This is a genomic window from Ciceribacter azotifigens, assembly GCF_048159625.1.
GTDB classification, from domain to species: domain Bacteria; phylum Pseudomonadota; class Alphaproteobacteria; order Rhizobiales; family Rhizobiaceae; genus Allorhizobium; species Allorhizobium azotifigens.
In genome coordinates this window covers 21367-47490 of record NZ_JBLQTA010000013.1, presented here as the reverse complement: position 1 = coordinate 47490, position 26124 = coordinate 21367, and the positions used below count along the sequence as shown (strand labels likewise).

Sequence of the window (26124 nt, the reverse complement as noted above, 5' to 3'; positions counted from 1 at the left end):
GAGTGTCACCTTGTCTTTCCGTGCGCAAGATCCGTCAGAAGGCCCGCGGCAACCGCAATTTTCGAAAGGCTGGGATCGCCGCTCTCCGTGATCGCAACCAGCTCGGTGACAAGCCGGTCGATACGCTGCTGATCGGCCCGTCGCCACGCAATAATTGGATCCCTTTCCGTTGCGTAACGCGACAGCGCCTCGGCAACGATGTCACGCCTCGCCGCACCAATCTGATGAATGCTGCGGGTCAGTGAGAGGCTTTCGTAGTGATCGGCCGTGGAGACGCGGTTGGCTGCAGCCAGAACGCGTTCGATGCTGAAAGCCCCGGAGACCGCGAAGTAGCTGCTGACGGTGCGCGCGATCGTTGCGCCCGTTCGCCCCGAGATTTGCATGACTTCCGGCACCAGCAACAGGACCGACAAGCGGACAACGTCCCCGGCAAGATCCTTCGGCGCTCCCGCCTGCACGAGCTCGGCGACTTCCTTGTCGAGCCTTTGACGCAGGTCTTCGGGCAGCGCAGTCCCAAACGACTGCTTCAACGACTTGACGGTCGACTTGAGGCGGGCAAGCGCTTCGGTGATCGTGCCTGCAGAAAGGCCTGTTTCGACGAGCAGACGTGATACGCCGGTATAGACGTCTTCTACGGCTGCATAGAGTCTGTTCTGCAGTTCTCCCGGTACCCTCGCATCCAGAGCATCGATGCGCGCCCACAGATCCGTTAGGTCGAGACCATCCCTGACAAGCAGCGCGGCCTTGACCACATCTGCCGGAAGAACACCGGTCGCATCTGCTGTGGTGACGACAAAGCCCGGACCTCCGCGGTTGATCACGTGATTGGCCAGCACGGTGGCAACGATCTCCCTGTGCAAGCGGTGGCCGGCGATCTCCGCCGCAAAGGCCTTGCGCATCTTCGCGGGGAAATAGTTGAAGAGCGTTGTCGCGCAATACGGGTCATCCGGCAGGTCCGACGCCACCAGTGAATCGAAGAGAACGATCTTGGCGTAGGAGAGCAGAACGCTTATCTCCGGACGGGTCAGTGCCTTGCCTTCGGCATAGCGTTCGGCAAGTGCATTGTCATCGGGCAGGGTCTCGACCTTGCGATTGAGCCGTCCCGCTGCCTCGAGTGAAGACATCAGGCGACTCAGTTCCTCCCGGTTGCGAACGCCCTTCCGCTCCGTCAGCGAGATTGCCAGCGGCTGCAGATAATTGTTGCGCAGAACGAGGGATGCGACTTCGTCGGTCATGTCGGCGAGCAACTTGTCGCGCTTGGCCATGGTGAGGCGATTTTCCGCAACCGCTGGCGCCAGCGCGATCTTGATATTGACCTCGACGTCGGAGGAGTTCACGCCTGCGGAATTATCGATGGCGTCTGAATTCAGACGCCCGCCGCTGAGCGCATAAGAAATTCGTCCGCGCTGGGTTACGCCGAGGTTTGCACCCTCACCGATAACCTTGGCGCGAACTTCATTTCCATTCACACGGATCGCATCATTGGTTCGGTCGCCGACCTCCGCGTCCGTCTCCCCCGCTGCCTTGATGTAGGTTCCGATGCCTCCGAACCAAAGAAGATCAACCGGTGCCCTCAGGATCGCAGTCATAATTTCAAAGGGCGTCGCGGCCGTCTTTTCGAGGCCGATCGCCGCCGCCGCTTCCGCCGTCAGATCTACGGATTTAACGGCGCGGGAGATAATCATCGCGCCCTTTGAAAGCGCCTTGCGGTCGTAATCCTGCCAGCTCGACCGCGGCAGGGCGAAAAGCCGTTTGCGCTCGGCGAAGGAGAGGTCTGTATCGGGATTCGGGTCGATAAAGATGTCGCGGTGATCGAATGCGGCGAGGAGACGGATCTTTTCGGACAGTAACATGCCGTTGCCGAAGACGTCTCCAGACATGTCACCGACCCCCGCGACAGTGAAGGGCGTCGTCTGTATGTCGATGTTCATCTCGCGGAAATGCCGCTTGACCGCTTCCCACGCTCCTCGTGCCGTGATGCCCATCTTCTTGTGGTCGTAACCCGCGGAACCACCCGACGCGAAGGCGTCATCCAACCAGAAGCCGGCCGCACGCGCGAGGGCGTTTGCTGTATCGGAGAAGGTTGCCGTACCCTTGTCGGCGGCAACGACAAAGTAGGGATCGTCATCATCAAGCCGTACCGTGTCCGCCGGCGGCACAATCTGTCCACTCTGAATATTGTCGGTGATCGACAGCAGCGTCGTGACGTAGGTCTTGTAGGCTTCCTTGCCTGCGTTCAGATATTCGTCGCGGCTTCCGCTCGCCGGGAGCTGTTTGGGGAAGAAGCCGCCCTTGGCGCCCACCGGCACGATGACGGCGTTCTTGACTTGTTGGGCCTTTACCAGCCCCAGTACCTCCGTTCGGTAGTCTTGGGCGCGGTCGGACCAGCGCAGCCCGCCACGCGCGACCTTGCCGAATCTGAGGTGGACGCCTTCCACTTCTACGCCATAGACGAAGATCTCGCGGAATGGGCGCGGTTCCGGTATTCCTTCCAGGCGTTGCGGATCGAACTTGAAGGCGAGCATGGGGCGAGGTTCGCCGCTTGAGGTCTTCTGGAAGAAATTCGTCCGGAGCGTCGCGTCTACCGCATTCAGATAGCGGCGAAGAACGCGATCTTCATCAATGGTGGGTACGGCAACGAGCGCGTCGAGCAGTTCCTTTCGGCTGTCGTTGACCTTCCGCTGCCTGCTCTTTTCGCTGAGTGCGGGATCGAAGATGTCACTGAACAGCCTGAAGATCGATGCAGCGATCTGCGGATACTTGTTCAGCGTTTCGGCAATGTGGTTTTGCGAATAGACGATTCCGCACTGGCGGAGATACGCTGCATAGGCGCGCAGAACCGTGACCTCTCGAGCGGTCAGTCCTGCGGTCATCACCAGACGGTTGAAGGTATCGTTGCCGATCGCGCCGGTAAAGGCGCCGAGGAACGCGTCCTCGAGCAACGTTCCATCGCGATCGATGTCGAATGCACCGCCGCCACGGACTTCCAGCTCCATGTCGTGCAGCACGACAAGCTTACGACTCTCCGCAGCTGACACATGGATGTCGAAGGTACGTTCACTGATGACGCCGAAACCAAGGTTCTCCAGAAGTGGCACGCGCCGCGACAGCGGCAGATGTTCTCCGGCATGAAAAATCTTGAGATAGAGGAGACTTCCTTTCTCCGATGCCTGCTTATGGAAGCCGATACTGACGGGCCGGCCATCGAGGCAGGCATTGATGTGCCGCAGATCGGCCACCGCTTCTTCGGGAGTGAAGGCCTCCTGATACGCTTGGCTGACGGTAAGCGCCGGAGCACTCGACCCCGCTAGTGCCGCAAACCGGTCCGCCCAGCGCGCGGTGATCGCGCGGACCTCTTCTTCAAGCCGTACCTGCGGTATGCGGGGCGTCTTGCCTTCGTTGCGGCCGATAATGATATGGACGCGCGCGACCCCTCCCTCCGGAAATGCAGGGTAGTAGGCCGAGACATGACCTTGATAGGCTTCCTTGAAGTAGTTTCCGATTTTCTCGCGTACGAGAGAATTGTAGTCCTCTCGGGGGACGTAGACGATCAGGGAGACAAACCGGTCGAAATGATCGATACGCGGCAGGACGCGGACTCTCGGACGTTCGGAGAGATCGTTGATCTGCTCGCAGAACCGGGCAAGCAATTCCGCGTCGATCTGGAAAAGGTCGTCGCGCGGATAAAATTCGAGCGTGTTCTGCAACATGCGGCCGGAATGGCTTTGCGGGTCGAAACCGAAGTGTTCGACCACTTTCTCGACTTTGGCGCGCAGCAACGGAATCTGGCTTACCGAGCGGGTGTAGGCGGTAGCCGTGAAGAGGCCGACGATGCGAAGCTCACCCACCACCTTTCCGGACGCGTCGAAACGCTTCACGCCGACGTAGTCCATGTACGCCCGCCGGTGCACGACCGATTTCACATTCGCCTTGGTAACAATGAGAAAATCCGGACCCTGCAGAAATTCCAGGATTTCCGGTGTGGTCGTGACCGCTTGCTTGCCGTGACGAAGAACGAGAACTTCGGGATCGGCGAGAATGCCGAGACCGCGCCCCTTGCCTCGCTCGAGTTTCGCGCTCGAACCGTCTCCTGTGTAGACGTATTCCCGCATGCCGAGGAAGGTAAAGTTGTCATTCTTGAGCCAGTCGAGAAACGCGAGTGCTTCGTCGCGCTCGGCTTGCCGTCGACCGGGCGCGAGTTGCCTCACTTCCTCCATCGAGGTCTCCAGGACCGCGAGCATCGCCTGCCAGTCGCTCGAGGCCATGCGAACCTGCTCGAGGACGAAGGCGAGGCGCTCTCTCAGCGCGTCGGCCTGCTCGTTCGTGAGTGGCGCGAGATGGAGCTGAATGTAGCTGACCCGATGCGCCGGATCGGTCGGCTTGTCCGGCCGGAAGAGCTCGACAGTCTTGTTCGGTTCGGTCACCAGGATGGGGTGAATTGCAAGAAAGATGTCGCGATAGAGGCTGGTAACCTCGCCCATAACTGAGTCGTAAAGGAAGGGTTTGTTGCGATCTACGATCGAGAGCACGCTCGCGGGAATGCCTGAGTGCTCAACACCGGGCACATGCTCAATCGTGATCTTCGGCTCGTTTCCGTCCCAACTCGCGACGTCTTCCGCCGCCCGTACAGCCGAAAAAGCAAGCATTTCAGACGTGTAGAGGGCAAGGTCGTCCGCGCTGGCGCGGCTGAACAAAATATCCGGATCGATGAAAGGCTTCCCCAGTTCCTCAAGCCGTCCGTGGGTCAGCTCCCAATTATAATCTCGCTTGGATTTCCTGCTTGCGACCATCGAGCCTTTCCTTCCTTATGCTCCAGCCTACAACGTGACTCGTATAGGCGCTGTTTAATACCGACTCGTTTAAGAATGCCACACAAATCGCCTATGAAATTAGAAGCTACGGTGTAATTTTGCGATTTTGTGGTTATTTGACGACAAAAATCGTTGTTTAAGGATATCGGTCATGACTAAGAGCCCTGCCGGTGCGGTGATCGTCATTTCCAGCCATGTGGTTCGGGGATCCGTCGGAAACCGTGCCGCCGTCTTTGCGCTGGAAACGCTTGGGTATCCGGTCTGGGCCGTGCCGACCGTCGTCCTCCCGTGGCACCCGGGGCATGGGAAGGCGACGCGGCTTTCCTTTCCGGACGACAGCTTCGACAAAATGATCGATGACCTCATCGGCGCGCCATGGATTTCTGAAGTGGGCGCGATACTGACGGGTTACTTCGGAAGCGCTGCGCAGACCCGTTCCGTCGCCCGCCTCACCACGGCGATTAGGGCGAAAAATCCTGATCTCCTTTACCTCTGCGATCCGGTTATGGGGGATGTAGGCGGTCTCTATGTTCCTGACGATACCGCAGAGGGAATACGCGACAACCTGATTCCGCTTGCCTCGATTGCGACTCCCAATCGGTATGAACTTGGCTGGATGGTGGCGAGCCCGCTCGAAACCAATGCCGACCTCATCGATGCGGCCTTGTCGCTCGGTCCAGCGCGTATGCTCGTGACGTCGGCAGTGCCGATGATGGCAGGAGGGGTCGGCAACCTTCTGCTTTCCGGCCGGCATGCCTTGCTGGCAGAGCACCGATGGATCGATAATCCGCCGAACGGCCTGGGTGATCTTCTCGCCGCAGTCTTCCTTGCCCGCCTTCTCTCAGGGGTTCCCGAAGAGCGGGCACTCCAGCTGACGACTGCGAGTGTCTACGAGGTGCTGGCGCGAACGATGAAGCGCGGGAGCGACGAGCTGACATTGGAAAGCGATGCGTCGAGCCTCGTGTCGCCGATGGCACTTGTGCAGATTCGGCGGATTATGCACCCTGCTTTCAGGACCAAGCCCTCCTCGTGACCGACGGGAGGACCCATGGCCCGGCAACTCTTGTAAGAATGTTGCAAGAGCGGATTGCATCTCATTTCAGACCATTATAATTCAATATACATGCTGCGTTTTCCAGACTCTCTCGTTACCGGCTATCGCAACTTTATGACCGGGCGCTACGTCGATGAGCGCGAACGTTACCGCGTTCTGGCGGAGACCGGCCAGAAACCCCAGACATTGGTGATTGCCTGTTGCGATTCTCGGGCGGCTCCGGAAACCATTTTCGATGCCGGTCCGGGTGAGCTTTTCGTGGTCCGTAACGTCGCGAACATGGTTCCTCCCTACGAGCCGGACGGCCAGTATCATGCGACCTCCGCAGCGCTCGAGTTCGCTGTGCAGGCCCTGAAAGTGCGCGATATCATCGTGATGGGCCATGGACGGTGCGGAGGTATTCGCGCCGCACTCGACCCGAATGCGGAGCCGCTCTCTCCCGGTGACTTCATCGGCAAGTGGATGGGACTGCTGAAACCGGCAGCCGAACAGATTCAGACAAATTCCGTCATGACGGCGGGCGAACGGCAGACCGCCTTGGAACGCATCTCGATTCGCAACTCAATTGCGAATCTCAAGACTTTTCCCTGTGTGAAGATTCTCGAGGAGCGCGGAAAGCTCAGTATTCACGGCGCGTGGTTCGACATCGGAAATGGCGAACTCTGGATCATGAACCGCGAGACGCGCGATTTCGAGCGTCTCGAATTCTAGGCTCTACTGCCCGTCGATCTGCGCTCCGATATAGGCGATGGCCTGCTGGTAGACGGAGGCCGCGTTCCAGCCTTGGAGTGCTCCGAAATTCGGTTCGCCCGGCTGATAGCCCGCACCGGGGTGCCAGCTGTGACCGCGCAGGAAATTGGCGGTCGAGGCGAGAGCATCAGCGCGTGAGTGCACCAGGTCGATGCGACCGTCTCCATCGCCGTCGGCACCGAAACGGACGACGTTGCGCGGCAAGAATTGCGTCTGACCAATTTCACCGTGAGCGGCGCCTTTGGCATTGAGAGCCAGAGACTTGCGTCCTACGAGCTGGAGCGCGGCATAAAGCTGATCGGTGAAGTAATCAGTCCTCCGGCAGTCATAGGCAAGGGTGGCGACAGCAGAGAGCGTGTGCTCGTTGCCCATATATCCTCCGAAGCCAGTCTCCATACCCCAGATGGCGATCAGCGGACCGGCCGGAACCCCGTATCTGCTCTCGATCCTTGCAAACAGCGAGGCATTGTTCTTTTTCATTGCCTTGCCGCGGGAAATGATGACCGCGCCGCCACGCTTTTTCATGAATTGGTCGAAAGAAAGCTTGAAGCTCTTCTGGCCGCGGTCCGCACGAATGGTGTTGGTATTATACGAGACGGTCGCGAAAACCTGGTCCAGCAACCTTGCACTTACACCTTGTGCGGCCGCTTCCTGCTTGAATTCCTGAATCCATTCAGAGAACCCTGCTGATGTCTTGCCGCATTGAGCCGCGTTGGCGCTGCTGATCGCTGCGCCACCGACAACCATTGCCAGAAAAGCGGCCGTGGCAAACTTTGAGAATTGCATAGAGACCTCGTGTTCCGCATCCTGAACCTTGCCGGCGAACATGCCAGCCGGCACTGATTCTGTCACGCGGTAGTTTCGGACTTGTCAGTTACTTGAGAGTGCTGCCCTGGGTGAAGGTTCTACGCCTCCGTCGCCGGCCTGGACCGGCGACGGCGCGAATCTCCGCCCGTTATTTCGCGACGTTCTTCGGCTTCAACAGGCCTCGATTGACGAGCAGCTCCGCGATCTGAACCGCATTGAGTGCCGCGCCCTTGCGGAGATTGTCGGACACCACCCACAGGTTGAGGCCGTTCTCGACCGTCGCGTCCTCGCGGATACGCGAGATATATGTCGCATCCTCACCGGCACACTCGACCGGGGTGACGTAACCGCCGTTCTCATGCTTGTCGACGACGAGGCAACCAGGGGCTTCGCGAAGGATGTCGCGGGCCTGATCGGCCGTAATTTCGTTCTCGAACTCAATGTTCACCGATTCCGAATGGCCGATGAACACTGGAACGCGGACGGCGGTACAAGTCACCTTGATCGCGGGATCGAGCATCTTCTTGGTTTCAGCGAGGACTTTCCATTCTTCCTTCGTGTAGCCATCCTCCATGAAAACGTCGATGTGCGGAATGACGTTGAAGGCAATGCGCTTGGTGAACTTCTTCGCCTCGATCGGATCGGCGACGAATACCGCGCGAGTTTGGCTGAAGAGTTCGTCCATACCTTCCTTGCCGGCGCCCGAGACCGACTGGTAGGTGGATACAACCACCCGCTTGATCTTGGCCGCGTCGTGAAGCGGCTTCAGGGCGACGACCAACTGGGCGGTCGAGCAGTTCGGATTCGCGATGATGTTGCGCTTCTTGAAATCGACGATGGCGTCCGGGTTTACTTCCGGTACGATCAGCGGGACGTCGGCGTCGTAGCGCCATGCGGACGAGTTGTCGATCACGACGCAGCCCTGGGCCCCAATCTTCGGCGACCACTTCTGTGAAATGGTGCCGCCTGCCGACATGAGGCAGATATCGGTGTCGGAGAAATCGTAGTTTTCGAGGTTCTGTACCTTCAGCGTCCTGTCGCCAAAGGATACTTCCGTGCCCTGCGAGCGGGCCGACGCTAGTGCAACAACTTCGTCTGCGGGAAAGCCGCGCTCCGCGAGAATGCCAAGCATTTCCCGCCCGACATTGCCGGTAGCACCTACAACTGCAATCTTGAAACCCATGTTTCCTGCTCTCTTTCTTTCTCTCCACGGCTGGGTGAGGGGAAACATGCGGCAAGCGCCCTGTTTCCGTGTCCCCGGCCTTGCCGGGGAGAGAGCGGAGGCCAGAGACGTCAGACGGTTTTCGTCGTCGTTTTGGCCTTGGTTGTGGATGAAGGGGAAACAAATGCACTTTGCCCAGCCGGATTGGCCAGGTCGGGCACTGCGACAATAGGCAGACCGAAGTAATGCATGAGCGGATCCCTTTTCCGGCCGAGCTATTAAGGTGTTTTCCGACGGAGTCAAGTGGAAGCGTAACGCGCGTGCCTTGGTCCGCCCACCAAGAGATGAACCCGTGATCTCGTGGCTCCGATCCTCACAGTCGTCTGCTGCCGTTGATGGCAGCGAACGGCAAGCTTCAGCGGTCTCACCGGCCGTCCGCCCGAGGTTACGCTCGCTCCGAATCATCAGGCCCGCGCTTCGGTTACAAGGCGAGGGGTTCAACGGGTACAGCCGTCACCTTTGCGCCGCCAAATACCACAACAGCCGTTCCACCTGTTGAAAACCCTCGAGAGTTCCACTTGGCGCATTAGACTAAAGTCATAATTCCAAAGCATCTCTCTTGATTTCAACCGTTTTCTGCCAGTGTGTAAAAGATCCGTTATCGCGACGGTTCTGCCTGGAGGAGTAATGGGCGCGTCGCGACCGGGGGCGTTTTCTTTGTGGAGGAACAACAATGGCAAATGTCGCAGCCGTCGGCAGTGCGCCGCGTGGCATGACGCGAGAGGAGCGAAAAGTTATTTTCGCATCGTCTCTCGGCACCGTTTTCGAATGGTATGACTTCTATCTCTATGGTTCGCTTGCGATCTACATCGGCGCGACCTTCTTCTCGCAGTATCCGGAGACGACCCGGAACATTTTTACCTTGCTCGCGTTCGCTGCGGGCTTTCTGGTCCGTCCGTTCGGCGCACTGGTGTTCGGCCGGCTCGGGGACCTCGTCGGCCGCAAATACACCTTCCTGATCACGATCCTGATCATGGGCTCATCGACCTTCCTGGTCGGTCTTCTGCCCGGGTCGGCGAGTATCGGCATTGCCGCTCCGATCGTCCTGATTGCGCTTCGCATGCTGCAGGGCCTCGCTCTCGGCGGCGAGTATGGCGGCGCTGCAACCTATGTGGCCGAGCATGCCCCGCATGGTCGCCGCGGTTTCTACACGTCCTGGATCCAGACCACTGCGACGCTGGGTCTGTTCCTTTCGCTGCTCATCATCCTCGGCATTCAGAGCGCGATGGGCAAGGACGCGTTCGCAGCGTGGGGTTGGCGTATTCCCTTCCTGCTCTCGTCATTGCTGTTGGCAGTGTCGGTCTGGATTCGTATGAAGATGAACGAGTCGCCGGCCTTCCAGAAAATGAAGGAAGAGGGCACGCAGTCCAAGGCTCCGATTTCGGAAGCTTTCGGTCAGTGGAAGAATGCCAAGGTGGCTATTCTCGCGCTTCTGGGCGCCGTGGCCGGTCAGGCAGTGGTCTGGTACTCGGGCCAGTTCTACGCGCTGTTCTTCCTGCAGAACGTGCTGAAGGTCGACGCTCAGGACGCCAACGTCATGATCGCGATCGCTCTTGCGATCGGTACTCTCTTCTTCGTCGTGTTCGGCTGGCTCTCTGACAAGATCGGCCGTAAGCCGATCATCATGGCCGGCCTTTTGCTTGCCGTCGTAACTTACTTCCCTCTGTTCAAGGCCATGACCCAGTTTGGTAACCCGGCCCTTGCGCAGGCGCAGGAGAGCATTCGCGCGACGGTGACCGCCGATCCGAAGGATTGTAACTTCCAGTTCAACCCGACGGGCACTGCGAAGTTCACCACCTCTTGTGACATCGCAACCTCGACGCTGACGAAGAACTCGGTGCCCTACGATGTCGTCGCAGGTCCCGCGGGCTCCGTCGCCTCGATCAAGATCGGCGATGCGACGATCGAGAGCTATGACGCCGTAAAGGCTGGTGACCAGGCCAAGGCGGCCGACGGCAAGATGCAGAAGGGCATCAACCTGGCTCTGCAGGCCAACGGGTATCCGTTGGTTCGAGCGGCAGCGAAGGTTCCCGAAAGCAAGCTCGACGCCTTCGTCGCCGGCAACCCGGAACTTAATCTCGACGCCGCAGCTCTTCGGGCCGGCGAGAAGACGATGGTCCCGACGAGCCAACTCGTTACAGACAAGCTGCTGACTGCTGAAGAGGCGGCTGGTGCTACGGAAATGGCGGTCTACACGGTCCCGAACGGCGGCGCCTTCAAGATGGTTGCTGATCCTCAGGCCGTGAACTGGACCGGCATGGTCGCCGTTCTCACGATCCTGATGATCTATGTAACGATGGTCTACGGTCCGATTGCGGCGATGCTGGTCGAGATGTTCCCGACCCGTATCCGTTACACCGGCATGTCCCTACCCTACCATATCGGTAACGGTTGGTTCGGTGGCCTGCTGCCGGCAACGGCTTTCGCGATGAGCGCGGCCAAGGGCGATATTTACTACGGCCTTTGGTATCCGATCGTCATCGCAGGCGTGTCGTTCGTTATCGGCATGATCTTCCTTCGCGAAACGAAAGATACCGATATCCACGCGTAAGCGTGCCTGTCTCGGGCGATTTTAACTCGTCCCTCGGAGGCCCGGCAGAGCACTGCCGGGCCTTTCTTTATCTGGTCCCAAGGCCGATCTTGCCGCGCGATAACGTTTGTGGAAGATGCCGGTATTGCTTCCTCTTTCCTGCGTCCCTGCCATGTCTTTTGTTCTGCGCAATACACAGTTGACGGATGTCACATCAATAACAGCGATCTATGCCGACGCTGTGCTGACCGGCACTGCCAGCTACGAGCTCATTCCGCCGACGCAAGAGGAAATGGCCTCGCGCTTCGCAACGATCACCGGCCAGGGATATCCTCATATCGCGGCCGTCGACGAGGACGGTACGCTCCTCGGCTACGCCTATGCGTCTGCATTCCGCACGCGGCCCGCCTACCGATGGCTCGTCGAGGATTCCATATACCTCGCCTGCCAGGCTCAAGGCAGGGGGATAGGCAAGGCGCTGTTGAAGGAACTGATACGGCGCTGCACCGCGCTCGGCTTCCGACAGATGGTAGCCGTAATCGGTGGCGCGAGTCCGGCTTCGGTTCGTCTCCACGCTGGATGCGGCTTCGTGATGACCGGCACGCTGGTCGGGACCGGCTTCAAGCACAGCCAGTGGCTCGACACGGTCCTCATGCAGTTGCCGCTGGGTGACGGAAACACTACGGCGCCAGACGAAAGGGCGTATCCCGGATCACTTTACTAAGGTCAGTCTATTCCACCAGCTTCAGCTTCTTATCGAAGATCTTCAGCACCTGCGTCAGTTCGTGCCCACGCTTCAGCACCCGGCCGCTGGTGTGAATCACCGAATAAGCGCCCTGTCTGGCGGCGAGTCCCGGATCTTTTTCGATTCGATCAAGCGGCAGTTCGCCAGATCTCTTGAACACCGAGAAGACGGCCTTGTCCTTCAGATGGTCGATCGCGTAGTCGCGCCATTCGCCCTCGCCTACCATGCGCCCATAGATCCACAGGATCGAATCGAGCTCCTTGCGGTGGAACGTGACCGGAAGCGTATCGCGACTCTGGCGGTAATCCTGTAGCCTGATGATAGGCGCCGAATGGCTTGCCTGCGGTGCATCCGTGCACGGCAAATCCGGCTGATCGCTCATCAAGACTTCCCCGACTTCTCGGTTATGACAGATGGGTGACAGTTTGCCTCAGGCAGCACAAAAAGCAAGCCTGTGTGCAAATAAGTGAAGCATACTGCCTTTCTTTCCATCGCCGCATTTTGGTCAAAACAGCGCCCCATTTGCAACCGAAGCTGGCGTCACTGAGTTGGCGCGCCGCGCCAAAGGTCCGGTCTGTCGCATTGACCCCTTACCCCCAGCCCCCCCAATGCTTCTAGGCCGGACCACCCCCTCAGGGGCTAGGTGCCATCGTTGCCGATGATCATCGTCGCGCCGAGAATGGCTGACGGCTCTCCTTCTGTGCCGGAAGTCTGAAGCAGGACGGCGCAACCGTCGTTCCCGTCCTTTGCCATGACTTTGGCCGGCAGCACGAGGTGAAGTTCACTTCCCTCCCACATTCCGACCGTCTGGACGTCGGTGACGCTGTTCCAGTAGGCAACTTTCTTGCCGACGTTCTCGCCTTTCAGGACGTCGACAATTTCCTTCCGGCGGAAATAGACAATGACGACATCCGCCTTGCCCTCTCCCTTTCCGACCGTGATCTCCAATTCCTCGCTTTTGCGCGCCGCTTTGACAGGTACCGAAAGACCGAGACCTTGCTGCTCCATCCGGTTCAGTTTGTGCACGACCTCGTCCGCATCGGTTCCCTTCAGATGATCGCGACCATTGAGAACGACTTGCGGAGTGTAAACGCCGCTGCGACCGAGGCTTCGGGCGTAAGCATATTGGCGGCCGGTATTCTCTGGTGTGGCCAGCGTGTCGTTCCAACCGATATAGTTCCAATAGTCGACGTGGTAGGCGAGCGCCACGAGGTCGCCCGTCTTCACGAGCTTTTCGAACGCCTCGTCAGCCGGAGGGCAGGAGCTGCAGCCCTGAGAGGTGAAAAGCTCGACGACCCCCCGCGGCCTCACACCGTCCTGCGCTTGGGCGGATGTGCCGATAACGGTCATGCAGACCAGGGCGTAGCGGGCGAACACAATCGAGGTCATCCATCGAACCCGTTTACTCGTAGATGTGCCGGTCCCGTTCAGTGCCACGAGGCCGGTATCCTATAAATAGTCACAAGTCAGCAATACTCGCTCGGGCTTTCAACGAGAAGTCACGATGGGGTGAGACGCCCGTTTGTGATCGCCGATCCAAGAAAAAGCCGCCGGGAGCATGTCCCGGCGGCCCGTATTCGAGCGAGCGGAAGTCAGGCGGCCAGATCGCGCAGAACTGTCTGCAGGATGCCGCCGTTGTTCACATAGGTGACCTCGTCCAGCGTATCGATGCGGCAGATCAGCGGGATGTCCTTCACGGTTCCGTCTGAGTAGGTGATCTTGGCGATCTTTTTCTCGCGCGGCTTGATCTCCCCGTCGAGGCCCTCGATGGTTACCAGCTCATCGCCCTTCAGGTTGAGGCTCTGCCAGGTGGTGCCTTCCTCGAAGACGAACGGAACGACGCCCATGCCGACCAGGTTCGAACGGTGGATGCGTTCGAACGACTGGGCGATGACCGCGCGGACGCCGAGCAGGTTGGTCCCCTTGGCCGCCCAGTCGCGGGAGGAGCCATTGCCGTATTCGACGCCGGCGAAGATGACCAGCGGGATGCCCTCGGACTTGTACTTCATGGCAGCGTCGTAAATCGACATCTCTTCCTTCGACGGATAGTGGATGGTGTAGCCACCTTCCTTGCCGTTCGGGCCGAGCATGTGGTTACGGATGCGGATATTGGCGAAGGTGCCACGCATCATTACCTCATGGTTGCCGCGACGCGTGCCGTACTGGTTGAAGTCGGCAACCCCAACGCCATGTTCCATGAGGTACGCGCCAGCCGGCGAGGCTGCCTTGATCGAACCGGCCGGAGAAATGTGGTCGGTTGTGATCTTGTCGCCGAAGAGGCCGAGCACGCGGGCTCCCACGATATTGGACACGCCGGAGCCGGTCTTGCCCATGCCGACGAAGTAGGGCGGGTTCTGCACATAGGTCGACTGATCGTCCCAGGCATAGGTCTGGCCGGCCGGGACCTGCACCGCCTGCCAGTTCTCGTCGCCCTTGAACACGTCGGCATACTTCGATTCGAAGAGTTCGCGGGTGACGTACTTGGCGATGAATTCCTGGATCTCGTGCGACGTCGGCCAGATGTCCTTCAGGTAGACCGGGTTGCCGTTCTGGTCTTCGCCGAGCGGTTCCTTGGTCAGGTCCTTCTGCACCGTACCGGCAAGCGCATAAGCGACGACAAGCGGCGGGGAGGCGAGATAGTTGGCCTGGACGTCCGGCGAGATGCGGCCCTCGAAGTTGCGGTTGCCCGAGAGTACACCCGCGGTGATCAGGCCCTTGTCGTTGATCGTCTTGGAGATCGGTCCCGGCAGCGGGCCGGAATTGCCGATGCAGGTCGTGCAGCCGTAGCCGACGAGATTGAAGCCGAGCTTGTCGAGATCGGCCTGCAGGCCGGACTTGGCGAGATATTCACCGACGACCTGCGATCCCGGAGCGAGCGAAGTCTTGACCCACGGCTTGGACTTGAGACCCTTCGCAACGGCGTTGCGGGCGAGAAGGCCGGCAGCGATCAACACGCTCGGGTTCGAAGTGTTGGTGCACGATGTGATGGCGGCGATGCAGACATCACCATGTCCGAGATCAAAACTCTCGCCTTCAACCGAGTAGCGGGCGTCGATCTGACCCGGCTTCTTGTAGTCGCTCTCGAGAGCGGTGGCGAAGTTCGGGGCGATGGTTTCGAGCGGCAGGCGGCCTTCCGGACGCTTCGGGCCGGCCATGGACGGCACGACGTCGCCGAGGTCGAGTTCGAGCGTGTCGGTGAAGACGAGGTCGGAACCGTCACCTTCGCGCCACATGCCCTGTGCCTTCGAATAGGCTTCGACGAGGGCGATACGATCCTTGCTACGGCCGGACATGTCGAGGTAGCCGAGCGTCGCCGAGTCGACCGGGAAGAAGCCGCAGGTCGCACCATATTCCGGACCCATATTGCCGATGGTCGCGCGGTCGGCGACCGGCAGCGTGTCGAGGCCGGGGCCGAAGAACTCCACGAACTTCGAAACGACGCCCTTCTTGCGCAGCATTTGCACGACTGTCAGCACGAGGTCGGTGGCGGTGACGCCTTCCTTCAGGGTGCCGGTCAGCTTGAAGCCGATGACCTCAGGCAGCAGCATGGATACCGGCTGGCCGAGCATGGCGGCTTCGGCTTCAATGCCGCCCACGCCCCAGCCCAACACGCCGAGGCCGTTGATCATCGTGGTGTGGCTGTCCGTGCCGACGCAGGTATCTGGATAGGCAATGGTCTCGCCGTCCTCTTCCTTCGTCCAGACGGTCTGGCCGAGATATTCGAAATTCACCTGGTGACAGATGCCGGTGCCCGGAGGAACGACGCGGAAGTTCTTGAAGGCCTGCTGGCCCCATTTCAGGAAGCGGTAGCGCTCCCCGTTGCGCTGGTACTCGAGCTCGACGTTGCGGGCGAACGCCTGGGGCGTACCGAACTCGTCGACGATGACCGAGTGGTCGATGACGAGGTCGACGGGAACGAGCGGATTGATCTTCTCCGGATCGCCGCCGAGTGCCTTGATGCCGTCGCGCATTGCGGCGAGGTCAACGACCGCCGGAACGCCGGTGAAGTCCTGCATCAGCACGCGAGCCGGGCGGTAGGCAATCTCGGCCTCGGTCAGGCCCTTGTTGCTGAGCCAGGCGGCAACGCTTTCAATGTCTGCCTTGGTGACCGAACGGCCGTCTTCGTTGCGCAGCAGGTTCTCAAGAAGCACCTTCATCGAGTAAGGGAGCTTCGACACGCCTGCGAGGCCGTTCGCTTCCGCTTTGGGAAGGCTGTAATAGACGTAATCCTTGCCATTCACGGTAATCGTGGATCGGCAATTGAAACTGTCGAGTGATTTGGACACGGACATGAACCCCGCTTATTCTGATAGCCAACACATTCGTGCGGACGCCTATGCACTTCATGCACATCAGGATGCGGGTACGGCCATTTCCGCTGTCCGCACGTGAAAGTCGCAACGCAACCCCAAGTTCGGCACAAGGATGATATTCACGCCGACCGCTGGCGTGGTTGCAGGTCTTATAGATAATTTCTAAGAAGGGCACCAGACCAACGAATGGCGAATTTCTACAAATTTTTGCAGGCCCCTAAGGGCCTCCGCTGGAAGGCTGAAACATGCGGCTGAGCGCCGAAAATCTCTCTGCCAAGCGCGGCGAGGACTTCATCTTCGAAGACGTTTCTTTCACGCTGGACGCGGGCGAAGCACTGATCCTGACGGGCCTCAACGGGTCGGGAAAATCGACGCTCCTCCGGGTGCTTGCCGGTTTGCTGAGACCCGAGCGAGGCCGTGTGGATTTTGTCGCCGCCGGAAATCACGAGAGCCGTCCTGCTCGCGAGGCGAGCCATTATCTCGGCCACCGCAATGCGATGAAGCAGGAGCTTACGGTGGCCGAGAACCTCGTCTTCTGGAAGGAATTCCTCGGAGACTTCGGCGGGGGCAATAGCGCGTCCGTAGAGGATGCCGCCCATGCCGTGGGCCTCGAGGGCATCACGCATCTTCCCTTCGGCTATCTTTCGGCCGGCCAGCAACGGCGCTTCGCGATGGCGAAGCTGTTGGTCGCTTACCGTCCGGTCTGGATCCTCGACGAGCCGACCGCGGCCCTAGACGCCAGCGCCGACCGTATGTTTGCCGGTCTGGTCCACGATCATCTCGCAGCCGGCGGGATCGCAATCGCCGCGACGCACCAGCCGCTCGGCCTCAACGCCGCCCGCGAACTGAAGATGACCGGGTTCTCCGGCGCCCCTGGAGGTATCTGGCAATGATGGCGCTCTTCCTGCGTGACCTCAAGCTTTCCGTTCGGGCCGGTGGTGGCGCGCTGATCGGCGTCCTGTTCTTCATGACGGTCGTCGCCGTCATCCCGTTTGGCGTCGGACCTGATTTGAACCTGCTTTCCCGTATCGGACCGGCGATCGTCTGGATCGGTGCCCTTTTGTCCGCACTGCTCGGGTTGGATCGCCTCTTCCAGGCCGAGCGCGACGACGGTTCACTGGATCTGATGCTGATGCAGGAGTCGCCGTTGGTCGTGACGGTTTTCGTCAAGTGTCTGGCACACTGGACTGCGACGAGCCTGCCGCTCGTTCTTGCCTCGCCTTTGCTTGGCCTTTTCATGAATATGAATGAGATCGCGATCGGGGCGGTGATGCTGACCCTGCTCGTCGGTTCGCCCGCAATCACGTTCATCGGTGCGGCAGGTGCGGCCGTGGCTGTGGCGCTACCGCGCGGTGGCCTGCTCGTCTCCATCCTCGTGCTGCCGCTCGCCATTCCCGTTCTGATCTTCGGCGTCAGTGCGTCTTACGCTGCCGTCGAGGATCCCGCCCCATTTATGCCGCCCTTTCTGTTTCTGATCGCGATCGTGCTCTTCTTCGCCGTAATCGGCCCTGTGGCCGCTGCCGTCGCCTTGCGCAATGCCTCGGATTGATTGGTATCAATTGCAGCAGAACGGCAGTCAGGTTAGAAGTGTTCTATGAACCAAGCGAGCCTTACCATCTCCAAGATCACCGACCTTGCAAACCCCACCCGTTTTCTAGCACTTGCCAAGCGCGTGATCCCCTGGCTCGCGATCTTGACCGCGCTGTTCTTCGCGATCGGCCTCTATCTGAGCTTCACGACCGAGGGCGACTATCAGCAGGGCATGACCGTGCGCATCATGTATGTGCATGTGCCGGCCGCCTGGCTTTCCATGATGTGCTACACGGTCATGGCTGTGTCGGCGATCGGAACGCTCGTCTGGCGTCACCCGCTGGCCGACGTATCCCACAAGTCTGCAGCGCCGCTTGGTGCAGCCTTTACGTTCATCGCTCTGGTTTCCGGCTCCCTGTGGGGGAAGCCGATGTGGGGTACATGGTGGGTCTGGGATGCCCGGCTTACCTCGGTGTTCGTACTGTTCCTGATGTATCTTGGGCTGATCGCGCTCAACCGTGCCGTGGATGACCCTTCCAAGGCAGCGCGGCTCAGCGCCGTGCTCATTCTCGTAGGCTTCGTGAATATCCCGATCATCAAGTTCTCGGTCGAGTGGTGGAACACGCTGCACCAGCCGGCGAGCGTGATACGCATGGGCGGCCCGACGATCGACGCGGAATTCCTCCGACCGCTGCTGGTGATGGCGATCGCCTTCACTCTCCTCTTCTTCACGCTGCACATCGCCGCCATGCGCAACGAGATCTGGCGTCGCCGGATCGCCGTCCAGCGACGACTCGCCGCACGGATGGCAGGGCGGGAGACCTCGCAATGAGCCACGACTTTTATATCTATGTGTCGTATGGCGTGACCGCTCTGGTCATTCTGGCCTTGATCGGCTGGGTCTGGCTTGATGGACGCGCACGGCAGCGTGAACTGAAGGAACTGGAAGCGGCGGGCTTCCGCCGCCGTTCGGCGACGGTGGCTGGTGATCGGTAAGCATGAGTGAAGGACTGAGTGAATCCCCGGAGAAGGGCAGACGAGGCATCGGCCGTTATGCTTTGGCAGCGGTGCCGCTGGCCGTCTTTCTGATCATTGCCGGCACTGCCGGCAAGATGCTCTACGATCAGGACTTCAACGGCAAAAGCACGACGGAGATTCCCTCCGCCCTGATCGGCACCAAGGCGCCCGATCTGGACCTGCCTGCGCTCGAGGGCGCGCAGCTCCCGGCACTGACTTCCGAGGTGCTCGCGGGCAAGCTGACACTGGTCAATGTCTTCGCATCCTGGTGTGTTCCCTGTCGGCAGGAACATCCGATCCTGAAGGAACTGGCAAGGGATCCGCGGCTTGCAGTCGTTGCCATCAACTACAAGGACACCACCGAAAACGCGCTGAAGTTCCTCGGTGAGCTCGGAAATCCCTATAGCGCCATCGGTGTCGATCCTAACGGCAAGGCGGCGATCGACTGGGGTGTCTACGGTATTCCGGAGTCCTACCTCGTCGACGCCGACGGGACGATTGTCTACAAGCGTGTGGGCCCCTTCGATGCACTCTCGCTCGAGAAGGGGCTCTACCCGGCGATCGAGAAGGCGCTGGCAAAAGGCTGAATCAAAGGCCGGCTTGCCACACCTTGATGGTTTCGATGGGCCAAAGAAGCATCAGCACGTTTAGCGTCAGGTTGTCACGGATCAGCCATCCTACGTAGATCTCGAGGAATACAGCGATCGAGACGGTGAGCCACACGGGCGCGCGTGCGGCGAAGAGGAAGCCGACGACCATGAAAAGGGTGTCCATGGTGGAGTTGAGGATGCTGTCACCCTGATAACCGATCGCCATGGTCGCCGTGCGATATCGGTCGATGACGAGCGGGGAATTTTCCACCAGCTCCCATGCGGCCTCGATCAGGGTCGCAAACGCTAGTCGCATGGACAATGGCCGTCGTCTGAAGAGGACGAAAGCGAGAAGATAGAACAGGAAGCCGTGAATGATGTGCGACGGCGTGTACCAGTCGGCGAGATGCTGCGAATTTCCTGGAGTGTTCACACCGGGCTCGAAGAGCTTGATATAGCCGCATTCGCAGATAGGTATTCTGCCCATCAGGTGAAGGATGCCGATTTGTGCAAGGACGATCAGGCCGACGGCGAATAGCCAGAGCCGGGTCGCTTTGTGACGATCCTGCGGATCGAGCGCGGTGATCGTCACTTTGTCTCCTCCGTCTGTTCCTCGAGTGTGTGGCGCATGATCAGCGGCATTTGCGCGAGCGTGAAGAGGATCGTGATCGGCATCGTGCCCCAGACCTTGAAATTGACCCACACCTCGTCAGAGAAGTTGCGCCACACCGCCTCATTCAGGACGGCAAGGAAGAGAAAGAACGCACCCCAACGCAGCGTCAGCTTCCGCCAACCTATGTCATCAAGCTGGAAGGCTGCGTTGAAGACATAGCCGAGCAGTGACTTGCCGAAGAAAAGCCCGCCGAGCAGGACCGCGCCGAAAAGAGTGTTCACGATCGTCGGCTTCATCTTGATGAAGGTTTCGTCCTGAAGCCAAATCGACAGAGAGCCGAACACCAGCACGACAATGCCCGAGACGAACGGCATGATCGGCAAGTGTCGGAAGACAATCTTCGAAACAACCAACGAGGCTACCGTCGCGGCCATGAACAACGCGGTCGCTATGAAGAGCGGTCCGCCCACGGTTGTGAGCGCGGGGAAAGTCTTCGCCAGCCACTCGCCACGCAAGTTACCGAAGAAGAAGATGAGCAATGGCCCAAGTTCCAAAGCCAGTTTGAGAAGCGGATGATGCTTTTCAGCGGCAGTCGGTTCTGTGTCACTATGGCTGGATGTCATTGTCTTTGCCTGTCATTTTCTCTCGCATGAGCGCCGCCCGGTCGTTGCCCGCCTCCTGCGTCAGCCTCCGAGACCCGCAATCGCCTTGGCGAAGTCATCCGCCTCAAACGGTTCGAGATCATCGATTCCCTCGCCGACACCGATGAAATAGACCGGCAACTTGTGCTTGGCAGCGATGGCGACGAGAATGCCGCCGCGCGCCGTGCCGTCCAGCTTGGTCATCACCAAGCCATTGACGCCGGCAATGTTGCGGAAAATCTCGACCTGCGCCATCGCGTTCTGACCCGTGGTCGCATCCAGTGTCTGGAGCACGGTATGCGGTGCGTCGGGATCGAGTTTGCCGAGCACGCGGACAATCTTCTCAAGCTCCGCCATCAGTTCCGTCTTGTTCTGCAGGCGACCGGCGGTGTCGATGATGAGGACGTCGGACTTCTCCGCCTTGGCCTTCTCGAACGCTTCGTAGGCCAGCCCGGCGGCGTCGGCGCCAAGCTTGGTGCCGATGAAGGTCGAGCCCGTGCGGTCCGCCCAGATCTTGAGTTGCTCGATTGCGGCGGCGCGGAAAGTGTCACCGGCCGCCAGCATGACCTTCAGGCCGGAACCTGAGAGTTTCGCCGCCAACTTGCCGATCGTTGTGGTCTTGCCAGTGCCGTTGACGCCGACGACCAGGATGACATGCGGCTTGTGGCTGAGGTCCAGTTGCAGCGGTCGGGCGACGGGTTTCAGAACCTTGGTAATCTCGCTCGCCATGATGTGGGAGACATCTTCGCCGGTGACATCCTTGCCGTAGCGCTCGGAAGACAGCGTGTCGGTGATGCGCATCGCGGTCTCGACGCCGAGGTCGGCCTGGATGAGCAGGTCCTCGAGGTCCTGAAGCGTGTCCTCGTCGAGCTTGCGTTTGGTGAAGAGGGCGGTGATCTGTCCCGTCAGCTGCGAAGACGTGCGGAACAGCCCGGCGCGCAGACGCTGGAACCAGGAGAGCTTCTGAACGGGCTGCTCCGGCACCTCCTCCGCGGCAGTCGCCCCCAACGCAAACCCCTTCGGAAGGGCAGGTTCGGCGGGACCTGCCTGTTCCTCTTCTTCGGGCGGAGGGATTGCGCCGGACTCTCCTAATTCGATCGTTGCATCGGCATTCGAGGGCAGCTCCGGTGCTTCGTCACGGTCGGCGGCTCGGGGGGACGCGTCCTCCTGTTCGCCAGGGGAGAGGGGCTCTGCCAAGTCTTCGGATGTCAGGTCGGCAACGGCTTCCTCTTCCCCGATCTGCTGCAGAGCCTCGTCGGAGGCCGGAGCGTCTTGTTCCGCCGGCGCCGAGCCGATCGGCTTGTCCTTGCCGAAGGTGAAGACCTTTTTGATGAAGCCGAGCGCCATGAACAATCCGTTCGAGATCAGGCAGCCGAGCGGCCAGCCAATTGCATTTCCAGGTTCTTGCCATTGTGGCCGGTTATCGTGACCGTCACAAGGTCGCGTGGCGCAAGCCCTGAGGCCTCGACCAGCGAGAAGTTTTCCGTATGGCCCATGCCGTTGTTTTCGACAAGGATCGTCTGACGCGTTCCGACCATTGACGACAGATGCGCGGTATGGAGGATCAGCGCACGTTCGCGCAAGCGGGCCGCCCTCTCCTTCACCACTGCACGATCGACCTGAGGCATGCGCGCTGCCGGCGTGCCGGGACGGGGACTGTAGGGGAAGACGTGAAGATGCGCGACGCCGATCTCCTCGGCAAGGCTCGCGGCATTCTCGAACATTTCCTCCGTCTCCGTCGGGAAGCCGGCGATCATGTCCGCTCCGAACGCAACGTCCGGCCGCAACGCACGGACCTTTCTTGCGAAATCGACCGCGTCCGCGCGGCTGTGGCGACGCTTCATTCGCTTCAGGATCAGGTCATCTCCATGCTGCAGAGAGAGATGGAGGTGCGGCATGAAGCGCGGTTCGTCGGCGATGAGATCGAACAGGTGGCTGTCGACTTCAATACTGTCGATCGAGGAGAGGCGTAGCCGCCGGATTTCCGGCACCTGCTTCAGCAGCGTCTTTGCCAGCAGGCCGAGACTCGGCTGGCCGGGAAGATCGTTGCCGTAGCTGGTCGCGTCGACGCCGGTCAGCACCACTTCGCGGTAGCCGTTTTCAACAAGCCTGCGCGCTTGTTCGACGATTGCGCCCATGGGAACCGAGCGAGAATTGCCGCGTCCGTAAGGTATGATGCAGAAAGTGCAGCGGTGGTCACAGCCAGTCTGCACCTGCAAAAAGCCGCGGACGTGACCGTCGATATGCGCAACCATCTGGGGCGCCGTCTCCGTGATGCTCATGATCTCGTTGACGCGAACCTTCTCCTCAATGTCGACCCCGAAATCCGGAACTGCCCGATAATGCTCGGCTTTGAGCTTCTCCTCGTTGCCGAGGACGGCGTCGACTTCGGGCATTGCGGCAAAGCCCCGGGCATCGGTCTGGGCGGCGCAACCGGTCACCACGATCCGGGCATTGGGGTTTTCGCGACGGGCGCGGCGGATCACTTGGCGAGCTTGCCGAACGGCTTCGCCGGTGACCGCGCAAGTATTGACGATAATCGTATCGCTGAGGCCGGCCTTGGCCGCTTCAGCCTTCATCACCTCGGACTCGTAGGTGTTGAGCCGGCAGCCGAAGGTAATGACGTCGATGCCGCTCACGAAGCGGATGCTCCGCTTTCGGAGGATATGCTGCGCTGCCAGGCGCCGGTCGCCGGATCGAGCGTACCGGACCATTCCCATTCGGCGGGACCGGTCATGACAACGTGGTTGTCGCGTTCGCGCCATTCGATCGTGAGCGCCTGCCGGTTCGGGCTGGAAGCGACGGTAACAGTCACCCTGCGGCCGGTCCGGCCGGTGTGTGCGCCGCTGACGGCAGCCGCACATGCGGCTGAACCGCAGGCGAGTGTCAGTCCCGCTCCGCGTTCCCAGGTCCGGGTTGTCATTGCGTCGGGTGCGGTCACCTGCGCCAGCGTGATGTTTGCCTTTTCAGGGAACATCGGATGGTTTTCGAGAAGCGGGCCGAAACGGTCAAGATCGAACGTCATCGGATCGCGATCGACCCAGAAGATCGCATGCGGATTGCCCATCGATACGGCCGAGGGCGAATGCAGTATCGGAGCGTCGATCGGCCCGATCTGCAGTTCGATGCGGCTGGTGTCGTGAAATTCTTCGGCGAGGGGAATGCGGTTCCACTCGAAAACCGGTTCACCCATGTCGACCGAGATCGTGCCGTCCTCGTGTTCGACTGCATTGAGGATTCCAGCGATCGTCTGAAAGGTGAAGGTTTTGCGTCCGGTCTCGGCTGCAAGCGCCTGTACGACGCAACGCGTGCCATTGCCACAGGCCTGGGCGCGGGTGCCGTCGCAGTTGAGAATGTCGATATACGCGTCGGTGCCGGAAAGCTTCGGATCGTGGATCGCCATGATCTGGTCGAATGCGGTTTCCGGACTGCCGGCAAGGCTGACGGCCGCTGCCGGCGAGACCCGGTCGGCACGGCCGCGCATGTCGACGACCAGAATCTTGTTGCCAAGCCCGTTCATCTTCGCGAATTCGACCGTTGCTGCCGTCATGCTGATACTTTCGATGGTTGTCGCCGCTTATATGGCGGAAAAGCGCCGGAATTACCAGTGTACTTCATGATCGCCGGAGCCTCGCTGGAATGAACTGTCGCTGTCCGGTACGGCCAAAGAAGGGGTCGCGCGCAGATTCGAGGGGCCCGTTCGTCAAGTAGGGGCTGAAATACTTGACTCCGGCGCGGTTTTCCTGTTTATCGCCGGCAAATCTGCGACGAGATCGAGACTCCGAGCCGCCGACCGGGACCCGCCAAGGTATAAAGAGATCCCGGAGGTCAACATCCGACAGCGCGTTGCGCTCTCGGGTGCTTTTTGGTTTTGCGTCTTGTTTTCGGCGGAGAAAAGACCAACGTTTCGGGATCCGAAACGATAAGGAAGAGCCGATGTTTGAAAACCTCCAGGACCGCCTTGGATCCATTCTGAATGGACTGACCGGCCGTGGCGCATTGTCCGAAGCGGATGTCTCCGCCGCGCTGCGCGAGGTGCGTCGTGCCCTTCTGGAAGCCGACGTAGCGCTCGAGGTCGTGCGCGCCTTCACCGACAGGGTTCGCGAAAAGGCCGTCGGCGCCGCGGTGCTCAAGTCGATCAAGCCCGGGCAGATGGTCGTCAAGATCGTTCACGACGAACTCATCGAAATGCTGGGCTCCGAGGGCGTTTCGATTGATCTCAATGCGCCGGCTCCCGTCGTCGTCATGATGGTCGGCCTGCAAGGCTCCGGCAAGACCACGACCACGGGCAAGATCGCCAAGCGTTTGACCGATCGCGAGAAGAAAAAGGTCCTTATGGCCTCGCTCGACACGCGTCGTCCGGCTGCCCAGGAGCAGTTGCGTCAGCTCGGGGTGCAGACCGGCATCGACGTGTTGCCGATCATTGCCGGCCAATCGCCGACCGATATCGCAAGCCGCGCCGTGCAGGCCGCCAAGCTCGGCGGCCATGACGTCGTTATCCTCGACACCGCCGGCCGCACGCATATCGACGAGCCGTTGATGGTCGAGATGGCCGAGATCAAGGCCAGATCCAAGCCGCACGAGATCCTTCTTGTTGCTGATGCGCTGACTGGTCAGGATGCCGTCAATCTTGCCCGCAATTTCGACGAACGCGTCGGCATTACAGGCCTCGTTCTGACCCGCATGGACGGTGACGGCCGCGGCGGCGCCGCTCTTTCGATGCGCGCCGTCACCGGCAAGCCGATCAAGCTGATCGGCGTCGGCGAAAAGATGACGGAACTCGAGGAGTTCCATCCGCGGCGCATCGCCGACCGCATCCTCGGCATGGGCGACATCGTTTCGCTGGTCGAGAAGGCGGCGGAGAACATCGACGCCGAGAAGGCGGCCGCCATGGCCGCCAAGATAGCCAAGGGTAAATTCGACCTCGACGACCTCGCAGATCAGCTGCGCCAGATGCAGAAGATGGGCGGCATGGGCGGCATCATGGGTCTGATGCCCGGCATGTCGGGGATGAAGGACAAGATGGCCGCCGCAGGGCTGAACGACAAGCTGTTCGGTCGTCAGATTGCCATCATCCAGTCGATGACCAAGGCTGAGCGGGCCAATCCTGATATTCTGAAGCACTCCCGCAAGAAGCGCATTGCCGCCGGCTCCGGCACCGACGCCGCCGAAATCAACAAGCTCCTGAAGATGCACCGCCAGATGGCCGACATGATGAAGATGATGGGCGGCAAGAAAGGTGGCGGCATGATGAAGCAGATGATGGGTGGCTTGGCCTCCAAGATGGGGCTTGGCGGCATGGGCGGGATGCCGGATCTGTCGAGCATGGATCCGAAGCAGATCGAAGCACTTGCCAAGCAGGCAGAAGCGGCTGGGATCAAGCCGGGCGCACTTCCGGGGCTTGGTGGCGGCGGATTGCCGGGACTGAGCGGGAAGCTGCCCGGCCTCGGTGGCGGGTTCCCGGGCCTTCCCGGATTGCCGAAGAAGAAGTGAGACGAGAC

Annotated in this window: 21 protein-coding genes; 10 read left to right on the top strand and 11 right to left on the bottom strand. The window is 60.1% G+C overall.

Features of this window, described 5'->3' with window-relative positions; translation table 11 throughout:
• Positions 1-5: 5 nt before the first annotated feature.
• A complete protein-coding gene (locus ACM6UT_RS17190; protein ID WP_416798570.1) occupies positions 6-4790 on the bottom strand; it encodes an NAD-glutamate dehydrogenase in 4785 nt (1594 codons plus the stop codon).
• Between the two features lie 172 nt (positions 4791-4962).
• Here ACM6UT_RS17190 and pdxY point away from each other — a divergent pair, with 172 nt between their 5' ends.
• Positions 4963-5844, top strand: coding sequence for a pyridoxal kinase PdxY (gene pdxY / locus ACM6UT_RS17185; RefSeq protein ID WP_416798569.1), 882 nt, complete (start codon positions 4963-4965; stop codon positions 5842-5844).
• Between the two features lie 90 nt (positions 5845-5934).
• Positions 5935-6576 carry a carbonic anhydrase gene (locus ACM6UT_RS17180; protein ID WP_416798568.1) on the top strand — a complete coding sequence of 214 codons (642 nt, stop codon included), beginning with the start codon at positions 5935-5937 and terminating at the stop codon, positions 6574-6576.
• Positions 6577-6579: 3 nt separating this feature from the next.
• On the opposite strand, the gene ACM6UT_RS17175 is transcribed toward ACM6UT_RS17180, so the two are convergent.
• Both ACM6UT_RS17175 and ACM6UT_RS17170 read right to left on the bottom strand, forming a co-directional pair.
• Entirely contained in the window at positions 6580-7401 is an 822-nt protein-coding gene (locus tag ACM6UT_RS17175; protein WP_416798632.1) for a lytic murein transglycosylase, read from the bottom strand.
• A 169-nt stretch (positions 7402-7570) separates the two neighbouring features.
• The gene (locus tag ACM6UT_RS17170) at positions 7571-8605 is read right to left on the bottom strand and encodes an aspartate-semialdehyde dehydrogenase (protein ID WP_416798567.1); all 1035 of its coding nucleotides are present in this window, start codon (positions 8603-8605) and stop codon (positions 7571-7573) included.
• Between the two features lie 712 nt (positions 8606-9317).
• Here ACM6UT_RS17170 and ACM6UT_RS17165 point away from each other — a divergent pair.
• Both ACM6UT_RS17165 and ACM6UT_RS17160 read left to right on the top strand, forming a co-directional pair.
• Positions 9318-11195 carry an MFS transporter gene (locus tag ACM6UT_RS17165; RefSeq protein WP_416798566.1) on the top strand — a complete coding sequence of 626 codons (1878 nt, stop codon included), beginning with the start codon at positions 9318-9320 and terminating at the stop codon, positions 11193-11195.
• A 151-nt stretch (positions 11196-11346) separates the two neighbouring features.
• Positions 11347-11898, top strand: coding sequence for a GNAT family N-acetyltransferase (locus ACM6UT_RS17160; protein WP_416798565.1), 552 nt, complete (start codon positions 11347-11349; stop codon positions 11896-11898).
• A gap of 7 nt (positions 11899-11905) precedes the next feature.
• Here ACM6UT_RS17160 and ACM6UT_RS17155 read toward each other — a convergent pair whose 3' ends face one another.
• The 3 genes from ACM6UT_RS17155 to acnA form a co-directional block, all read right to left on the bottom strand.
• Positions 11906-12301: a DUF2794 domain-containing protein gene (locus ACM6UT_RS17155; protein WP_416798564.1), complete on the bottom strand. Its 396-nt coding sequence runs from the start codon at positions 12299-12301 to the stop codon at positions 11906-11908.
• Between the two features lie 257 nt (positions 12302-12558).
• Positions 12559-13308, bottom strand: a complete 750-nt coding sequence (locus ACM6UT_RS17150) for a DUF1223 domain-containing protein (protein ID WP_416798563.1) — start codon at positions 13306-13308, stop codon at positions 12559-12561.
• A gap of 203 nt (positions 13309-13511) precedes the next feature.
• Complete coding sequence (gene acnA / locus ACM6UT_RS17145) at positions 13512-16205, bottom strand: aconitate hydratase AcnA (RefSeq protein WP_416798562.1); 2694 nt, start codon at positions 16203-16205, stop codon at positions 13512-13514.
• A gap of 272 nt (positions 16206-16477) precedes the next feature.
• Between acnA and ccmA the strand changes: the two genes are divergently transcribed.
• Genes ccmA through ACM6UT_RS17120 form a run of 5 tightly spaced genes read left to right on the top strand, consistent with a single transcriptional unit; the run spans position 16478 to position 19366 of the window.
• Entirely contained in the window at positions 16478-17125 is a 648-nt protein-coding gene (ccmA, locus tag ACM6UT_RS17140) for a heme ABC exporter ATP-binding protein CcmA (RefSeq protein ID WP_416798561.1), read from the top strand.
• Positions 17122-17781, top strand: coding sequence for a heme exporter protein CcmB (ccmB, locus tag ACM6UT_RS17135; RefSeq protein ID WP_416798560.1), 660 nt, complete (start codon positions 17122-17124; stop codon positions 17779-17781). Before ccmA ends, ccmB begins: the two co-directional genes overlap by 4 nt.
• Before the next feature lie 45 nt (positions 17782-17826).
• The gene (locus ACM6UT_RS17130; RefSeq protein WP_416798559.1) at positions 17827-18594 is read left to right on the top strand and encodes a heme ABC transporter permease; all 768 of its coding nucleotides are present in this window, start codon (positions 17827-17829) and stop codon (positions 18592-18594) included.
• Positions 18591-18758 carry a heme exporter protein CcmD gene (gene ccmD, locus ACM6UT_RS17125; protein ID WP_416798558.1) on the top strand — a complete coding sequence of 56 codons (168 nt, stop codon included), beginning with the start codon at positions 18591-18593 and terminating at the stop codon, positions 18756-18758. The genes ACM6UT_RS17130 and ccmD overlap by 4 nt, the downstream gene beginning before the upstream one ends.
• A gap of 2 nt (positions 18759-18760) precedes the next feature.
• On the top strand, positions 18761-19366 hold the full coding sequence (locus ACM6UT_RS17120; protein WP_416798557.1) for a DsbE family thiol:disulfide interchange protein: 606 nt from the start codon (positions 18761-18763) through the stop codon (positions 19364-19366).
• Position 19367: 1 nt separating this feature from the next.
• On the opposite strand, the gene ACM6UT_RS17115 is transcribed toward ACM6UT_RS17120, so the two are convergent.
• Genes ACM6UT_RS17115 through dapF form a run of 5 tightly spaced genes read right to left on the bottom strand, consistent with a single transcriptional unit; the run spans position 19368 to position 24173 of the window.
• Positions 19368-19955, bottom strand: coding sequence for a DUF2585 domain-containing protein (locus ACM6UT_RS17115; protein ID WP_416798631.1), 588 nt, complete (start codon positions 19953-19955; stop codon positions 19368-19370).
• A gap of 2 nt (positions 19956-19957) precedes the next feature.
• The gene (locus ACM6UT_RS17110; RefSeq protein ID WP_416798556.1) at positions 19958-20605 is read right to left on the bottom strand and encodes a septation protein A; all 648 of its coding nucleotides are present in this window, start codon (positions 20603-20605) and stop codon (positions 19958-19960) included.
• A 60-nt stretch (positions 20606-20665) separates the two neighbouring features.
• The gene (ftsY, locus tag ACM6UT_RS17105; protein WP_416798555.1) at positions 20666-21970 is read right to left on the bottom strand and encodes a signal recognition particle-docking protein FtsY; all 1305 of its coding nucleotides are present in this window, start codon (positions 21968-21970) and stop codon (positions 20666-20668) included.
• Positions 21971-21987: 17 nt separating this feature from the next.
• Positions 21988-23262, bottom strand: coding sequence for a tRNA (N(6)-L-threonylcarbamoyladenosine(37)-C(2))-methylthiotransferase MtaB (gene mtaB, locus ACM6UT_RS17100; RefSeq protein ID WP_416798554.1), 1275 nt, complete (start codon positions 23260-23262; stop codon positions 21988-21990).
• On the bottom strand, positions 23259-24173 hold the full coding sequence (gene dapF, locus ACM6UT_RS17095; protein WP_416798553.1) for a diaminopimelate epimerase: 915 nt from the start codon (positions 24171-24173) through the stop codon (positions 23259-23261). The genes mtaB and dapF overlap by 4 nt, the downstream gene beginning before the upstream one ends.
• A 386-nt stretch (positions 24174-24559) precedes the next feature.
• Between dapF and ffh the strand changes: the two genes are divergently transcribed.
• A complete protein-coding gene (ffh, locus tag ACM6UT_RS17090; RefSeq protein ID WP_416798552.1) occupies positions 24560-26116 on the top strand; it encodes a signal recognition particle protein in 1557 nt (518 codons plus the stop codon).
• The last annotated feature ends 8 nt before the right edge of the window (positions 26117-26124 follow it).

Excerpts from the sequence above, each read along its gene's own strand:
- dapF (WP_416798553.1), bottom strand. The coding sequence starts at position 24,173 with ATGACGGCAGCAACGGTCGAATTCGCGAAGATGAACGGGCTTGGCAAC.
- ccmA (WP_416798561.1), top strand. The coding sequence starts at position 16,478 with ATGCGGCTGAGCGCCGAAAATCTCTCTGCCAAGCGCGGCGAGGACTTC.
- pdxY (WP_416798569.1), top strand. The coding sequence starts at position 4,963 with ATGACTAAGAGCCCTGCCGGTGCGGTGATCGTCATTTCCAGCCATGTG.
- ccmB (WP_416798560.1), top strand. The coding sequence starts at position 17,122 with ATGATGGCGCTCTTCCTGCGTGACCTCAAGCTTTCCGTTCGGGCCGGT.
- ACM6UT_RS17165 (WP_416798566.1), top strand. The coding sequence starts at position 9,318 with ATGGCAAATGTCGCAGCCGTCGGCAGTGCGCCGCGTGGCATGACGCGA.
- ACM6UT_RS17190 (WP_416798570.1), bottom strand. The coding sequence starts at position 4,790 with ATGGTCGCAAGCAGGAAATCCAAGCGAGATTATAATTGGGAGCTGACC.
- ACM6UT_RS17170 (WP_416798567.1), bottom strand. The coding sequence starts at position 8,605 with ATGGGTTTCAAGATTGCAGTTGTAGGTGCTACCGGCAATGTCGGGCGG.
- ACM6UT_RS17175 (WP_416798632.1), bottom strand. The coding sequence starts at position 7,401 with ATGCAATTCTCAAAGTTTGCCACGGCCGCTTTTCTGGCAATGGTTGTC.
- ftsY (WP_416798555.1), bottom strand. The coding sequence starts at position 21,970 with ATGGCGCTCGGCTTCATCAAAAAGGTCTTCACCTTCGGCAAGGACAAG.
- ACM6UT_RS17130 (WP_416798559.1), top strand. The coding sequence starts at position 17,827 with ATGAACCAAGCGAGCCTTACCATCTCCAAGATCACCGACCTTGCAAAC.
- ACM6UT_RS17155 (WP_416798564.1), bottom strand. The coding sequence starts at position 12,301 with ATGAGCGATCAGCCGGATTTGCCGTGCACGGATGCACCGCAGGCAAGC.
- ffh (WP_416798552.1), top strand. The coding sequence starts at position 24,560 with ATGTTTGAAAACCTCCAGGACCGCCTTGGATCCATTCTGAATGGACTG.
- ACM6UT_RS17120 (WP_416798557.1), top strand. The coding sequence starts at position 18,761 with ATGAGTGAAGGACTGAGTGAATCCCCGGAGAAGGGCAGACGAGGCATC.
- ACM6UT_RS17150 (WP_416798563.1), bottom strand. The coding sequence starts at position 13,308 with ATGACCTCGATTGTGTTCGCCCGCTACGCCCTGGTCTGCATGACCGTT.
- ACM6UT_RS17160 (WP_416798565.1), top strand. The coding sequence starts at position 11,347 with ATGTCTTTTGTTCTGCGCAATACACAGTTGACGGATGTCACATCAATA.
- ACM6UT_RS17180 (WP_416798568.1), top strand. The coding sequence starts at position 5,935 with ATGCTGCGTTTTCCAGACTCTCTCGTTACCGGCTATCGCAACTTTATG.
- ccmD (WP_416798558.1), top strand. The coding sequence starts at position 18,591 with ATGAGCCACGACTTTTATATCTATGTGTCGTATGGCGTGACCGCTCTG.
- ACM6UT_RS17110 (WP_416798556.1), bottom strand. The coding sequence starts at position 20,605 with ATGACATCCAGCCATAGTGACACAGAACCGACTGCCGCTGAAAAGCAT.